The 15,214-nt window shown below is 72.1% G+C and carries 8 protein-coding genes; 3 read left to right on the plus strand and 5 right to left on the minus strand.

The window, feature by feature from the left end; genetic code table 11:
* From CA983_RS28030 to CA983_RS28040, 3 genes are all read right to left on the minus strand, one after another.
* The coding region (locus CA983_RS28030; protein WP_244207140.1) for an ATP-dependent helicase at window positions 1–2,748 on the minus strand (2,748 nt) is incomplete at its 3' end.
* A 91-nt stretch (window positions 2,749–2,839) separates the two neighbouring features.
* Entirely contained in the window at window positions 2,840–6,196 is a 3,357-nt protein-coding gene (locus CA983_RS28035) for an ATP-dependent helicase (protein WP_086603621.1), read from the minus strand.
* Window positions 6,197–6,471: 275 nt separating this feature from the next.
* On the minus strand, window positions 6,472–6,894 hold the full coding sequence (locus tag CA983_RS28040; protein WP_086603622.1) for an MGMT family protein: 423 nt from the start codon (window positions 6,892–6,894) through the stop codon (window positions 6,472–6,474).
* 186 nt (window positions 6,895–7,080) lie between these two features.
* Between CA983_RS28040 and CA983_RS28045 the strand changes: the two genes are divergently transcribed.
* The 3 genes from CA983_RS28045 to CA983_RS28055 all read left to right on the plus strand — a co-directional run bounded on the left by CA983_RS28045 (window position 7,081) and on the right by CA983_RS28055 (window position 13,206).
* Entirely contained in the window at window positions 7,081–9,951 is a 2,871-nt protein-coding gene (locus CA983_RS28045; RefSeq protein WP_086603623.1) for a lysylphosphatidylglycerol synthase domain-containing protein, read from the plus strand.
* Window positions 9,952–10,053: 102 nt separating this feature from the next.
* On the plus strand, window positions 10,054–11,601 hold the full coding sequence (locus tag CA983_RS28050; protein ID WP_086603624.1) for an alpha/beta hydrolase: 1,548 nt from the start codon (window positions 10,054–10,056) through the stop codon (window positions 11,599–11,601).
* A 135-nt stretch (window positions 11,602–11,736) separates the two neighbouring features.
* A complete protein-coding gene (locus tag CA983_RS28055; protein WP_086603625.1) occupies window positions 11,737–13,206 on the plus strand; it encodes an alpha/beta hydrolase in 1,470 nt (489 codons plus the stop codon).
* 92 nt (window positions 13,207–13,298) lie between these two features.
* Here the strand turns inward: CA983_RS28055 and moeZ are convergent, their stop codons facing one another.
* Both moeZ and CA983_RS28065 read right to left on the minus strand, forming a co-directional pair.
* Entirely contained in the window at window positions 13,299–14,477 is a 1,179-nt protein-coding gene (moeZ, locus tag CA983_RS28060) for an adenylyltransferase/sulfurtransferase MoeZ (protein ID WP_086603626.1), read from the minus strand.
* 63 nt (window positions 14,478–14,540) lie between these two features.
* A partial coding sequence (locus tag CA983_RS28065; RefSeq protein ID WP_086603627.1) for a spherulation-specific family 4 protein occupies window positions 14,541–15,214 on the minus strand: 674 nt, incomplete at its 5' end.

Genomic DNA, 15,214 nt, shown 5'->3' on the forward strand with positions numbered 1-15,214 from the left:
GTGGGGAACAGTGGGGCGGTCCGCGGGCCGCTCCTCCCGGTCGGCCGGGTTCTCCGCTAGGGCGTCGCTCTCAAAGGGGTCTTCTGCGAAGGGGGCGTCGTCGAACTGGGCGTCTTCGAAAGGGGCGTCTTCGAAGGGGTCCGGTTCGTCGTACGGAGGCTCGTCGTCCTCGGGGGGCGGCGGCCATTCCGGGTCGTCGGCCCCGTCCGGGTCGTGCACGGCCGCGGGGTGCCCGTCCTCGTGGGACGCGAGGTCCTCCAGGTGGGCCAGGACGGTCGCGGCGGCCGCGCGGCGCCGGGCCAGGGCCGTCTCGTCCAGGGGCAGGGGCCACACCTGGTCGGCGGTGGCCTGGTGCAGGGCCGGGTTCTCCGCGTCCTCGGCGGGTTCGTCGGCCCAGGCCTCGATCTCGCCGTACCCGGCCGTGCAGTGGTCGTGGAGGGCCTGGAGGAAGGCGGACGGTCCGCGGCGCTTCTTCTGGGTGGGTCCCCACCAGTGGCCGGAGCCCAGGAGCAGGGAGCGGGGGCGGGTGAAGGTGACGTAGCCGAGGCGGAGTTCCTCGGTGTGCTGGTGGTCCTTCATGGCCTCGTGGAAGGCCTTCAGGCCCCTGGCGTCCCAGGACTCCACATCGGGCAGGGTGTCGGCGTCGCCGCGCAGCCGGTGCGGCAGGACCTTGCCCTGGGAGGTCCACTTCTCGCGGCCCTGGCCGCTGGGGAAGGTGCCGGTGACCAGTCCCGGGACGACCACGACGTCCCACTCCAGGCCCTTGGACTTGTGGGCGGTGAGCACCTTGACGGTGTTCTCGCCGCCGGGGAGGGCGTTGTCGAGGCCCTTCTCGTACTGGGCGGCGGTGCGCAGGAAGCCGAGGAAGGCGAGCAGGGTGGCCTCGTTGTCACCGGCGGCGAAGGAGGCGGCGACGTCGAGGAAGTTGGAGAGGGTCTCGCGGCGGCGCGCGGCCAGGGCGTGCGGGGACGCCGACAGCTCGACCTCCAGGCCGGTGACGGCGAGGACGCGGTGCAGGACGTCCATCAGCGGGTCGGCCAGGGAGCGGCGCAGCTCGCGCAGCTCGGTGGCCAGGCGGGCGAAGCGCACACGCGCGTCGGGCGAGAAGGGCAGTCCGTCGTCGTCCCCGTGGCCGTCCAGCGGCGTCTCCAGGAACGTGTCGAGGGCGTCCGCGAGCGAGATCACCTCGGAGGGGTCGATCCCCTCGACGGCCTCGGCCAGCCGGCGGTCCGGGTCGTCGTCGCCCTCCACGCGCGCGTGGGACACCAGGAGCCGGGCGCGCCGCCCCAGCAGGGCGAGGTCGCGGGGGCCGATGCGCCAGCGCGGTCCGGTCAGCAGGCGTACCAGGGAGGCGTTGGCGCCAGGGTCCTGGAGGACCTCGCAGACGGCGACGAGGTCGGCGATCTCGGGCAGGTGCAGCAGCCCGGACAGCCCGACCACCTCGACCGGGATGTCCCGGGCCACCAGGGCGCCCTGGATCTCGGCGAAGTCGGTCGCCGTGCGGCACAGCACGGCGATCTCGCCGGGTGCCGTCCCGGTCCGTACGAGGTGGGCGACGGAGTCGGCGGCCCAGTCGATCTCCTCGGCGTGGGTGGGCAGCAGGGCGCAGCGCACCATGCCGTCGCGCTCGGCGCCGGGGGCCGGGCGGAGGGCCTCCACGCCCGCGTGCAGGGCGCGCAGGGGTTCCGCGAGGTTGTTGGCGAGGTCGAGGAGGCGGCCGCCGCTGCGGCGGTTCTCGCTGAGCGCCTSCCGGGTCGCGGGGCGGCCGTCGGCGTGGGGGAAGTGCTCGGGGAAGTCGTCGAGGTTGGCGACGGAGGCGCCGCGCCAGCCGTAGATCGCCTGGCAGGGGTCGCCGACGGCGGTGACCGGGTGGCCGGTCCCCTCGCCGAACAGGCCGGCCAGGAGGACGCGTTGGGCGACCGAGGTGTCCTGGTACTCGTCGAGCAGGACCACCCGGAATTCGTCGCGCAGGTCGCGGCCCACTTCGGGGATCTTCGCGAGCCGGGCCGAGAGGGCGATCTGGTCGCCGAAGTCGAGCAGGTCCCGCTCGCGCTTGGCGGCCCGGTAGCGGGTGACCAGCTCGGCCAGTTCGCGGCGGGCGGCGGCCGCCTCGGGGACCTTGCGCAGGTCGGCGTTGGAGAGCTTGGCGCCGCGCAGGGTCAGCAGCAGCTCGGCGTCGTGCGCGCGCAGCGCTTCCGGACGTACGAGGTGCTCGGAGAGTTCGGCGTCGAGGGCGAGGAGGTCGCCGACCAGGTCCGGGAAGGAACGGGTCAGGGCCGGGTAGGTCCCGGGGGCCTCGCGCAGCACGCGCGCGGCGAGCTGGAAACGGGTCGCGTCGGCGAGCAGCCGGGACGTGGGCTCGAGACCGATGCGCAGGCCGTGGTCGGTGAGCAGGCGGCCCGCGAAGGCGTGGTACGTGGAGATCACCGGCTCGCCCGGCGGGTTGTCCGGGTCGATGGCGTCCGGGTCGGTGACGCCGGCCTTGACGAGCGCCTTGCGGACGCGCTCGGCGAGTTCGGCGGCGGCCTTGTTGGTGAAGGTGAGACCGAGCACCTGCTCGGGTGCGACCTGGCCGGTGCCGACCAGCCACACCACGCGTGCCGCCATCACCGTCGTCTTGCCCGAGCCGGCTCCGGCCACGATCACCTGCGGGGCGGGCGGCGCCGTGATGCAGGCCATCTGCTCAGGGGTGAAGGGGATGCCGAGGAGGTCTTTGAGGTGTTCGGGATCGGCGATACGGGCGGGCACGTCAGAGAGGCTAGCGGCGGCCACTGACAGCGGCGGCCGGATCGCTTTCCGGGGCCGAAGAAGAGCAGGTCAGCACAGGTGGTGCGATAAGTCACTCGACGACATGGCGGCCCTCCTGCCGCGCGCTGCACGAGGCCCGGAACGCGCAGTGCGTGCAGTGCTGGCCGGCGGTCGGTGTGAACCGTTCGTCGAGGACCTTGCCGGCCGCGGTGGCCAGCAGGTCGCCGACCCACTCCCCCTCCAACGGCTCCTGGGCCTGCACCTTGGGCAGGGTCTCACCACCGTCGCGCTGGGCGGCGCCCTGACGCAGATGGACGAGTTCGGCACCGCCCGGCTCGGGTCGCACACCGTCGAAGAGGTCGTCGACGGCGCCCTCGCGGACGGCGAGCTGGTAGACCGCGAGCTGCGGGTGGCGCTCCACCTCCTTGCCGGTGGGCGCCTGTTTGCCGGTCTTGAAGTCGACCACGTAGGCACGGCCCTCGCCGTCCGCCTCCACGCGGTCCATCTGGCCGCGGATGCGCACCTGGTAGTCGCCGGCTTCGAGGGTGACGTCGAAGTCGTGCTCGCTGGCCACCGGGGTACGCCCGGTGCGGTCCATGACGTGCCACTTCAGGAACCGTTCGAGCGCCACGCGCGCGTTGTCCTTCTCCTGGTCCGACTTCCACGGCGCGTCGAAGGCGAGGGCGTTCCACACGGAGTCGAGCCGTTCCATGAGGACGGAGAGGTCGGCCGGGGTATGTCCGGAGGCGACCTCGTCGGCGAGGACGTGCACCACGTTGCCGAAGCCCTGGGCGGCGGTCGCGGGCGCGTCGGCCTTCACCTCGCGGCCCAGGAACCATTGCAGGGCGCAGGTGTTGGCGAGCTGGTCGAGGGCGCTGCCGGAGAGCACGACGGGCTGGTCGCGGTCGCGCAGCGGCACCTTGGACTCGGTCGGCTCGAACATGCCCCACCAGCGGTAGGGGTGCGCGGACGGCACCAAGGGGCGGCCGTCCTCGTCGGCGAGGGCGGCGAGCCGGGCGAGGCGGCGGGCGGCTGCCTCCCGGAGGGTGTCGGAGACGCGCGGGTCGACCGTGGTGGCGCGCAGTTCGGCGACGAGTGCCGCGACGGACAGCGGGCGGCGCGGGCGTCCCGTGACGTCCTTGGGTTCGACGCCGAGTTCCGTCAGGAAGCGGGAGGGCTGGTCGCCGTCGTCCGCCGGGGCCTTGACGGCGGTCACGACGAGGCGTTCACGCGCGCGCGTGGCGGCCACGTAGAACAGGCGGCGCTCCTCGGCGAGCAGCGCGCCGGGGGTGAGGGGTTCGGCGAGTCCGTCGCGGCCGATGCGGTCGGCCTCCAGCAGGGAGCCGCGGCGGCGCAGATCCGGCCACAGGCCCTCCTGGACGCCCGCGACGACCACGAGGCGCCATTCCAGGCCCTTGGAGCGGTGCGCGGTCATCAGGCGGACGGCGTCGGGGCGTACGGCACGGCGCGTGAGGGTGTCGGCGGCGATGTCCTCGGCCTCGATCTCCTCCAGGAAGTTGAGGGCGCCCCGGCCGCCGGTGCGCTCCTCGGCACGGGCCGCGGTCGCGAACAGCGCGCAGACGGCGTCCAGATCGCGGTCCGCGTTGCGCCCGGCCGCGCCGCCCCGGCGGGCGGCCCGCTCCAGCCGCGTGGGCCACGGCGTGCCCTCCCACAGGTCCCACAGCGCCTCCTCGGCCGTACCGCCGCCCGCCAGCCGCTCACGGGCCTTGCGCAGCAGCGCGCCGAGGCGCTGGGCACCACGCGCGTACGTCGGGTCGTGCACGGCGAGGCGCTCCGGCTCGGCGAGTGCCTGCGCGAGCAGCACGTCGGAGGGCGGCGGCAGCGGGTTGCCCGCGGCCCGTTCCTCCTCGCGCAGGGCCCGGCCGAGGCGGCGCAGGTCGGCGGCGTCCATGCTCGCGAGCGGGGAGGTGAGGAGGGTGAGGGCGGTCTCGATGTCGAGCCAGCAGGTGTCCGGCTGCGCGGAAGGGGCGTCCTCGGAGGAGGTGCCCCTCTCGGAGTCCTGAGGCTCGGCAGGTCCCGTCTCGGAAGTCCCCGCCTCCGCCGTGGCCACCGCCCGCAGCGCCGTCAGCAGCGGTGCCACCGCCGGTTCGTGGCGCAGGGGCACGTCGTCGCCGTCGACGTCCACGGGCACGCCGGCCGCCGTGAGGGCGCGGCGGACCGTCGGGACGGTGCGGGAGCCGGCGCGCACCAGGACGGCCATCTCGCTCCAGGGAACGCCGTCTTCGAGGTGGGCCCTGCGGAGGATGTCGGCGATGTTGTCCAGCTCCGTCCCGGGCGTCGGGTACGTGTACGCCTCGACGCGGCCGCCGTCCCGTACCGGGGCGAGTTCGCGGTGGGCGCGCACCTTCTCGGCAGGCAGGCGGGTCAGCGGCATGCGCTGGGTGAGCAGCCGGGTGGCGGCCAGCAGGGCGGCGCCGGAGCGGCGGGACGTGCGCAGCACCGCGACGGGGGCCGGACGGCCGTCCGGGCGTGGGAAGGCGTGCGGGAAGTCGAGGATGCCGTTCACGTCCGCCCCGCGGAACGCGTAGATCGACTGGTCGGGGTCTCCGAAGGCGACGAGGGTACGGCCGCCGCCGGCCAGCGCGTGCAGGAGGCGTACCTGAGCGGGATCGGTGTCCTGGTACTCGTCGACGTAGACGGCGTCGTACCGGGCGGCGAGCCACGCGGCGACCTCGGGCCGGCGGGCGAGGAGCACCGCGCGGTGGACGAGTTCGGCGTAGTCGATCACGCCTTGGAGGTCGAGCACGTCGAGGTACTCGGCGAGGAAGGCGGCGGCGGCGCGCCAGTCGGGGCGTCCCGTGCGGCGGGCGAAGGCGTCCAGGGCGTCGGGGCCGAGACCCAGTTCACGGGTGCGGGCGAGGACCGCGCGGACCTCGTCGGCGAAACCGCGGGTGGTCAGGCAGGCGCGCAGTTCGTCCGGCCAGCGCACGTGTGCGAGGCCCAGCCGCTCCAGGTCCACCTGGCCGGCGAGCAGTTCCCGGACCGAGACGTCCTGCTCGGGGCCGGAGAGCAGCCGCAGCGGCTCCACGAACAGGTCGCTGTCCTGGTGGGCGCGGACCAGGGCGTAGCAGAACGAGTGGAAGGTGGTCGCCCGGGGAGCGCGGGCCGCGCCGCACCGCAGGGCCATGCGGTCGCGCAGCTCGACGGCCGCCCTGCGGCTGAAGGTGAGCACCAGCACGCGCTCGGGGTCTCCGCCCCGGGCGATGCGCTCGGCCACGGACTCGACGAGCGTGGTGGTCTTGCCGGTGCCCGGACCTGCGAGAACGAGCAACGGGCCGGTGGTGTGGTCAACCACGGACCGCTGCGAGGCGTCCAAAAGAGGGGGGTCCACCCGGGCAGGAGGGGTACGTACCAATCGGTAAGCGCCACGGCTCCCCCAGCGCACGCGGGGGTGCGACAGGTCGCTGGTGGAGGAAGAGGAGCTCACGTGGTTCGCCGGTCCTGGTGGAAGTGCTGGTGGGCGGGCCACCGCGCGTGGCGGGCGGTGACCGCGGGGTGACGGGGACGCGTGCAGCCGACGCTACGCCGACGGGTGAGGCGGAAGCAGGGCTTCCCCTTCTTCCCGCCAATCTCTCGCGGCCCTCATGGCGCTCGTGGCACGCATGTCCCTCATCTCACGAACGTACGTCATGCCGACCGCGTGCCCCGATTCCCCCGTACGGATCACGGGTCACACAGGAGGGCGTCCGATGGCGGAAGCTGTCAGGTGTGACCCTCCGCGCGTTCGCCGCCGTCCCAGCGCGCCCGTCTCATGTCGAGGCGCGGCAGGTGGCCCTCCGTGGCCCGGCTCGCCTCCTTCAGGGGCGTGCCCTCCGCGCGGTAGTGGCCGAGCGCCCGCTGCTCGTGCCCCGGGAGCAGGACGCCGTCCGCGCGGACGACGCGCCACCACGCAACGGCTCCGCCGTAGAGAGCCATCACGCGGCCGACCTGCCGCGGACCGCCCTCCTCCAGCCACTCGGCGACGTCCCCGTATGTCATGACACGGCCCGGCGGGATCAGTTCGGCGACGTCCAGGACCCGCTCGGCGTACGCGGGCAGCGCTTCCCCGGGCTCCTCACGGGTGTCGTCATACCCCGCGTGGGCGCCCTGCGCGCCTGCGTCCTGCGGAAGGCTCTCCTCGCTCATCCGCCCCATCCTGCCCCACCCCACCGACAACGGGACGGGCGTGCTCCGGAGCGTTTCCCTCGCCCGGCAGGAGCGCGTCGGGCAGACTGTCCGCCCCCGCATGTGCACCCTGATGCCCCCGTGTGTCGGTGCGGCATGCCACCATCGTGCGGGCGGTGACCGGTGATACGAGACCAAGAAGAGACGATGAAGCAGCAGGGTGCGCACCCCGAGGACACGGAGGGCACCTCCGACGCTTCGTCGCGCCCGCGCCCGCGCACTCCGGACGTCGGCCCCGAGCCGGCCGGTGAGAAGGCCGGGACGGCCGCCGAGAAGTCCGCCGAGCAGGGTCCGACGGCAGCGAAGAAGTCCACCGAGCAGGGTCCGACGGCAGCCGGCAAGTCCGCCGAGAAGGCTCCGACGCCAGCCGGGAAGTCCGCCGAGAAAGCTCCGACGCCAGCCGAGGACGAGGACACCGTGCACATCGACGAGGTGGAGGGCGACGAACCGCTGCTCCCCGCGCGCGTGCACCGCCCGTCCGACCTGATGCGGCTCCTGGTGGGCGTGCTCGCCGTCGTGCTGCTGATCGGGATCGCCGCGTTCGCACACGGCACCACCTCGGGCCTCGAACAGGACATCAACAAGGGCACGGGCCAGGCGCCCGACCTGCTGATCAAGATCGCGGGTCTGGCCTCCAGCATCGCGATCCTGCTCGTGCCGGTCGCCTTCGCCATCGAGCGGCTGATCAAACGGGACGGGGTCAGAATCGCCGACGGCGTGCTCGCGGCCGTCCTCGCCCACGGTGTGACCCTCGCCACCGACCTGTGGGTCGCCCGCGCCGCCCCCGGCTCGATCCAGGAGGCGCTCACCCAGCCCTCCCCCGGCGACATCCACGCGCTGACCGACCCCGTGCACGGCTATCTGGCGCCGGTCATCGCGTACATGACGGCCGTCGGCATGTCCCGCAGGCCCAGATGGCGCACGGTGCTGTGGGTCGTGCTGCTCCTCGACGCCTTCTCGATGCTCGTCACCGGGTACACGACACCCTTCTCGATCATCCTGACGGTGCTGATCGGCTGGACCGTGGCCTACGGCACGCTCTACGCGGTCGGCTCGCCCAACGTCCGGCCCACCGGGCAGACCCTGATGGCGGGCCTGCGGACCGTCGGCTTCCGGCCCGTCAGCGCGTCGCGCGAGGACACTCCGGACCACAACCCGGACACCGGGGACCGCGGGCGGCGCTACTTCGTCACGCTGGAGGACGGCCCGCCGCTGGACGTGACGGTGGTCGACCGGGAGCAGCAGGCCCAGGGCTTCTTCTACCGCGCCTGGCGCAACCTGACCCTGCGCGGCTTCGCCACCCGCAGCAGCCTCCAGTCGCTGCGCCAGGCCCTGGAGCAGGAGGCGCTGCTGGCGTACGCGGCGATCGCGGCCGGTGCCAACGCGCCCAAGCTGATCGCCACCTCCGAGCTGGGTCCCGACGCGGTGATGCTCGTGTACGAGCACAGCGGCGGCCGCACCCTGGACTCCCTGCCGGACGAGGAGATCACCGACGACCTGCTGAGCGACACCTGGCACCAGGTGAAGGCGCTTCAGTCCCGTCGCATCGCGCACCGCAGGCTGGTCGGCGACGCGATTCTGGTGGATCGTTCCGGCACGGTGATCCTCACCGACCTGCGCGTCGGCGAGATCGCGGCCGGCGACCTGCTGCTGCGCATGGACACGTCCCAGCTGCTGGTGACCCTCGGCCTCCGGGTGGGCGCGGAGCGGGCGGTCGCCTCGGCGGTGGAGGTGCTCGGCCCCGACGCGGTGGCGGACTGTCTGCCGATGCTCCAGCCGATCGCGCTCAGCCGCTCCACGCGCGCGACGCTGCGCAGACTCGCCCGGGAGCGGGCACAGCGCGAGCGCGAGGCGGTCCTTGAGGCATCCCGCCAGGCCAAGCTGGCGCGTCTGGAGGACACCTCGGACGACGCCGTTCCGGTGCGGGAGAAACCCGACAAGAAGGCCGTACGGGCGGAGCAGCGGGCCGAGAAGCGGGCCATCGACGAGGCCCTTGAGGAGGCGCGCGAGGAGGACCTGCTCACCCAGATCCGGCACGAGGTGCTGCGGATCAGGCCGCAGGCGCCGGTCGAGCCGGCCCGGCTGGAGCGGGTGCGGCCGCGCACGCTGATCAGTTTCATGGCCGGAGCGATCGGCGCGTACTTCCTGCTGACGCAGCTCACGCACATCGAGTTCGGGCCGCTCATCGCGAACGCCGAGTGGGGCTGGGTCGCCGCCGCCGTGCTGTTCTCGATGGTCAGCTACGTCGCGGCGGCGATGGCTCTGCTGGGGTTCGTGCCCGAGCGGGTGCCGTTCGTGCGGACCGTGGCAGCGCAGGTCGCCGGGTCGTTCGTGAAGATCGTCGCTCCGGCGGCGGTGGGCGGTGTCGCCCTGAACACGCGCTTCCTCCAGCGCGCGGGTGTGCGGCCGGGGCTCGCGGTGGCGAGCGTCGGAGCGTCACAGCTGTTCGGGCTCGGCTGTCACATCCTGATGCTGCTGTCCTTCGGCTATCTGACCGGCACCGAGAAGACGCCGTCGCTGTCGCCGTCCCGGACGGTCATCGCCGGTCTGCTGACCGTGGCGGTGCTCGTGCTCGTGATGACCTCGGTGCCGTTCCTGCGGAAGTTCGTCGTCACGCGCGTGAGGTCGCTGTTCGCGGGTGTCGTGCCGCGCATGCTGGACGTGCTCCAGCGGCCGCAGAAGCTGGTCACCGGCATCGGCGGCATGCTGCTGCTGACCGCCTGCTTCGTGATGTGCCTGGACGCGTCGATCCGCGCGTTCGGCGACGAGTCCACGTCGATCAGCCTCGCCAGCGTCGCCGTCGTCTTCCTCGCGGGCAACGCCCTGGGGTCCGCGGCGCCGACCCCGGGTGGTGTGGGCGCGGTCGAGGCGACCCTGACAGTCGGTCTGATCGCCGTCGGCCTGCCGAAGGAGGTCGCGGCACCAGCGGTACTGCTGTTCCGTCTGCTGACGCTGTGGCTGCCCGTGCTGCCGGGCTGGCTGGCCTTCAACCACCTCACTCGCAAGCAAGCCCTCTGACCCGACCAGCCCGGAAGAAGGCTCTTCAGCACCACCAGTCCCCCTTACCTCGTACGGCACGCGTCCCGCGCGGACGGCCCCCCGCCGCCGCAGGATGGAACCATGCCAACGCTCCTCCGGCTGCGCGCCGCCGCACTGACCGCCACCGCCGTGCTGCTGTCCACCGTTCTGGCCGGCTGCGGTGACGACGGCACCGAGGACGAGGACCTGACACGGCAGGAGCTGAGCTGGAAGGACTGCCCGACCCCGTCCGATGCCCAGGGAGGAGGTGCCGCGCCCTCACCGCTGCCGGACGGCGGCGAATGGCAGTGCGCCACCATGAAGGCACCGCTCGACTGGGACGACCCCAAGGGCGACACGATCGACCTCCAGCTGATCCGGGCCAAGGCCGGCGGGAACGACAGCCGGCGCATCGGCTCGCTGATCTTCAACTTCGGCGGCCCCGGCGGCTCGGGCGTCACCTCGCTGCCCGGCTCCGCGGAGGAGTACGAGACCCTGCGCACCCGCTACGACCTGGTCAGCTTCGACCCGCGCGGGGTCGGCCGCAGCGCCCCGGTGATCTGCCAGAACGACCAGCAGCTCGACGTGTACTTCCAGCAGGACGGGACCCCCGACGACGCCACCGAGCGCACCGAACTCCTCGACAGCACCAAGGAGTTCAACGACGCCTGCGAGCAGAACTCCAAGAAGTTGCTGCCGCACGTGCGCACCACCGACGCCGCCCGCGACCTGGACCTGATGCGCCACGTCCTCGGCGACGGCAAACTCCACTACTTCGGCATCTCCTACGGCACCGAACTCGGCGGCGTCTACGCCCACCTGTTCCCCAAGAAGGTCGGCCGTGCCGTGTTCGACGCCGTCGTCGACCCCACGAAGAACGGCGAACAGGGCTCGCTGGCGCAGGCCAAGGGATTCCAGCTCGCACTCGACAACTTCGCCGAGGACTGCGTGTCGAAGACCGAGGAGTGCCCCATCGGCGACAGCGCGCAGGACGTGAAGGACCGTATCGCCACGCTGCTGAAGGACCTCGACCGCAGGCCGATCCCGGGCGTCTTTCCGCGCGAACTGACCCAGACCGCGGCGACCAACGGCATCGTGCAGGCGCTGTACTCGCAGGAGCTCTGGGAGTACCTCACCCAGGGCCTGCAGCAGGCGTACGACGGTGACGGCACTATTCTGTTGCTGCTGTCCGACTCGATGAACGGGCGCAGTGAGAACGGCGAGTACGACAACTCGACCGCCGCCCACACGGCCATCAGCTGCGCGGACGCCAAGCCCCGCTACGACGCCGCCTACGTGGAGCGGAAGCTGCCCGAGTTCCGGGCCGCGTCCGCCCTGTTCGGTGACGCCATGGCGTGGGGCATGATCGGCTGCACCGACTGGGCCGTGGCGGGCGCCGCCGACCATCCGGACGTGAGCGCGCCGGGCGCGGCGCCGATCCTGGTCGTCGGCAACACCGGCGACCCGGCCACCCCGTACGAGGGCGCACGGCAGATGGTGGACGCGCTGGGCAAGGGCGTCGGTGTCGAGCTGACGTACCGGGGGCAGGGACACGGCGCCTACAGCAGCAAGAACAAGTGCGTGCAGGACGCGGTGAACGGCTATCTGCTGGACGGAAGGGTGCCGCGGGCGGGGACCGTCTGCACCTGAGATCAGCCCCCGGCTCGACAAACGCGCAGGTCAGAAGGTTATCCACAGGCTGCAACGGCCGACGCTGGATCTGCCTACCATGGCCTGACCGCCATCCGCGGCACGTGCGGACGGCCTACGAGGGGGGATGGGCACATGACGCGTTTCGCACGGTGGGCCGCTCTGACGGTCGCCTCCACACTGCTCGCCGCGGGGTGCAGCGGCGGCTCGTCGGACGACGACAAGGGCGGACTCTCCTGGGGCCGCTGCAAGGCCACGGCCGACGGCCCCGCGCCGAGCAGCGACTGGCAGTGCGCGACGCTGAAGGTGCCGATGGACTGGTCGAAGCCGGCCGGCGAGACGATAGGGCTGGCGCTGATCCGTACCAAGGCCCGCGGTGACGACCGCGTCGGCTCGCTCCTGTTCAACTTCGGCGGCCCCGGCGCCTCGGGCGTGTCCATGATGCCGTCGTACGCCCCGACCGTCTCCCGACTGCGTGAGCGGTACGACCTGGTGAGCTGGGACCCGCGCGGGGTCGGCGCCAGCGAGGGCGTGCGCTGCCGCGGCGACAAGGACATCCAGGCGGCCGAGTCGGTGGACGTCACGCCGGACACACCGGCCGAGGAGAAGGCGTACTTCCAGGACGCCGCCGACTTCGGCAAGGGCTGCCAGAAGGACGCCGGGAAGCTGATGGCACACGTGTCGACCGCCGACTCGGCCCGCGACATGGACCGCATCCGGGAGGTGCTCGGCGACGAGAAGATGCACTACTTCGGCATCTCCTACGGGACCGAACTCGGCGGCACGTATGCGCACCTGTTCCCGAAGAACGTGGGGCGGATGACCCTGGACGCGGTCGTCGACCCCGGCGCCGACGCGGTGGGGCATGCCAAGAACCAGGCCAGGGGCTTCCAGCGCGCGCTGAACGGCTATCTCGAGTCCACGGGCCAGGACCCGGTGGAGGGCTCGCGGAAGATCGCGGACCTGCTGCGGCGGATCGACGCCCGGCCCCTGCCGACGGGCACGCCCGGGCGGAAGCTGACGCAGTCGCTCGCGGCCACCGGCATCATCCTGCCGCTGTACAGCAAGGACAGCTGGCCGACGCTGACCAGCGCCCTCGACGCGGCCGAGCGGGGAGACGGCTCGGAGCTGCTGGCTCTCGCCGACGGCTACAACGAGCGTGATTCGTCGGGGCGTTACGGCACGACGACCCACGCGCAACGGGTCATATCATGCCTGGACGACCGGCAGCGGCCGACCGCGGCGACCACGAAGAAGCTGCTGCCGGAGTTCGAGAAGATCTCCCCCGTCTTCGGGACGTTCCTCGGCTGGGACACGGCCGGCTGGTGCCACGACTGGCCGGTGCCCGGGCAGCACGACACCCCGGAGGTGAGCGCCCCCGGCGCGGCACCGGTCCTGGTGGTCGGCAACACCGGCGACCCGGCCACCCCGTACGAGGGTGCCCGGAGGATGGCCGACGAGCTGGGCAAGGGCGTCGGAGTGATGCTCACCTGGCGGGGCGAGGGACATGGCGCGTACGGCAGTGGCAGCGACTGTGTCGACTCCACGGTGAACGCGTATCTGCTGGACGGGACGGTGCCCAAGGACGGCAAGGTCTGCTCATGACGACGGCGGGGGCTCCGGGCACCCGTGGTGCGCGAAGCCCCCGCCGCTTACGAAGGGAGGCCGGATACGGCTCGGTATGCCGGCCCGTCCGGTCAGTACACCGGCTTGTCCGGCTCGATCTGGTTGACCCAGCCGATCACGCCGCCGCCGACGTGGACCGCGTCCGAGAAGCCCGCGGACTTCAGGACCGCGAGGACTTCCGCACTGCGGACACCCGTCTTGCAATGCAGGACGATCTTCTTGTCCTGCGGGAGGCTCTCCAGGGCGGTGCCCATGAGGAACTCGTTCTTCGGGATCAGCCGGGCGCCCGGGATGGAGACGATCTCGTACTCGTTCGGCTCGCGGACGTCGATGATGTCGATGCTCTCGCCGTCGTCGATCCACTCCTTGAGCTGCTTGGGAGTGATCGTGGAGTCGGCGGCCGCCGCCTGGGCCTCCTCGGAGACGACGCCGCAGAAGGCCTCGTAGTCGATGAGCTCGGTGACGGTCGGGTTCTCGCCGCAGACCGCGCAGTTGGGGTCCTTGCGGACCTTGACCTGGCGGTACTGCATCTCCAGGGCGTCGTAGATCATGAGCCGGCCCACCAGCGGCTCACCGATGCCGGCGAGCAGCTTGATGGCCTCGTTGACCTGGATGGAGCCGATGGACGCACACAGCACGCCCAGGACGCCGCCCTCGGCGCAGGAGGGGACCATGCCGGGGGGCGGGGGCTCCGGGTACAGGCAGCGGTAGCAGGGACCGTGCTCGGACCAGAAGACGGAGGCCTGGCCGTCGAAGCGGTAGATCGAGCCCCACACGTACGGCTTGTTCAGCAGCACGCAGGCGTCGTTGACCAGGTAGCGGGTCGCGAAGTTGTCCGTGCCGTCGACGATCAGGTCGTACTGGCTGAAGATCTCCATCACGTTGTCGGCCTCGAGCCGCTCCTCGTGAAGGATCACGTTCACGTACGGGTTGATGCCCTTGACGCTGTCGCGGGCGGACTCCGCCTTGGAGCGGCCGATGTCGGCCTGACTGTGGATGATCTGACGCTGCAGGTTCGACTCGTCGACCTCGTCGAACTCCACGATGCCGAGGGTACCGACGCCTGCGGCGGCCAGGTACATCAGCGCCGGCGAGCCCAGGCCGCCGGCGCCCACACACAGCACCTTGGCGTTCTTCAGCCGCTTCTGCCCGTCCATCCCGACATCGGGGATGATCAGGTGGCGGGAGTACCTGCGGACCTCGTCTACGGTGAGCTCGGCAGCCGGCTCGACCAGGGGTGGCAGCGACACGGGGACTCCGTTGGTCGGTCAATCACTACGGTTGTTCTCCCCGTAACAGTGCCATGTGCTTTTTCATTCCGAGACACCTGTTCCGACCAGCGAGACGATTTCGTCCCAGTAGCCGGGCATGGCCTCCCAGGGGTCGCTGCGGCCGCCCTGGTCCGTGCGGTCGGTGAACCAGATCGTCGCGGCGCCCTGCCGGCGGGCGATGCGCAGTGCCTCCGCCAGGTGCGGGCGGGCCACTCCGTGGACGAAGTGGCAGAAGCGCTCGGGCGGATGGTCGGCGGTCCACTCGGCCACCTGCGACCAGCGGTAGTCGCTCCACGGGCCGGAGAAGGTGACCAGCTGGTCGGCGAGCCGGGCGTAACCCGGGTGCGGGTGGATGCCGTGGCCGAGGACGATGTGGGCATCATCACGGATCACGCGGAGCGTGGCGACCGTGCGGCGCACCTCGGGCAACCAGACGTGATCCGCCGGGCAGCGGTCCAGGAGGAAGCCGTCGACCTGGTACCAGTCGACGAACCGGTGGGCGCCGGAGACCAGCTCCTCGAAGTTCCGGGTGCCGTACCGGGTGTCGAGGTGGCCGAGGACGCGGATGCCCGCGTTGCGCAGGCGGCCGGCCGCCTCCAGGCAGTGCGGGTCGGGGCGGGCGCCGGGACCGTCGGCCACGTTGAGGACCACCCAGTGCAGCGGGGTGCCGGGGCGGGCGAGTTCGCCCCACTCGGTGGCGGCGAGGAGGGGGTGCG

The sequence above is a fragment of the Streptomyces swartbergensis genome (assembly GCF_002148965.1).
GTDB lineage: Bacteria > Actinomycetota > Actinomycetes > Streptomycetales > Streptomycetaceae > Streptomyces > Streptomyces swartbergensis.

Coding starts and splice junctions, on each gene's coding strand:
- CA983_RS28050 (WP_086603624.1), top strand. CDS start 10,054: ATGCCAACGCTCCTCCGGCTGCGCGCCGCCGCACTGACCGCCACCGCC.
- CA983_RS28040 (WP_086603622.1), bottom strand. CDS start 6,894: ATGAGCGAGGAGAGCCTTCCGCAGGACGCAGGCGCGCAGGGCGCCCAC.
- CA983_RS28055 (WP_086603625.1), top strand. CDS start 11,737: ATGACGCGTTTCGCACGGTGGGCCGCTCTGACGGTCGCCTCCACACTG.
- CA983_RS28045 (WP_086603623.1), top strand. CDS start 7,081: ATGAAGCAGCAGGGTGCGCACCCCGAGGACACGGAGGGCACCTCCGAC.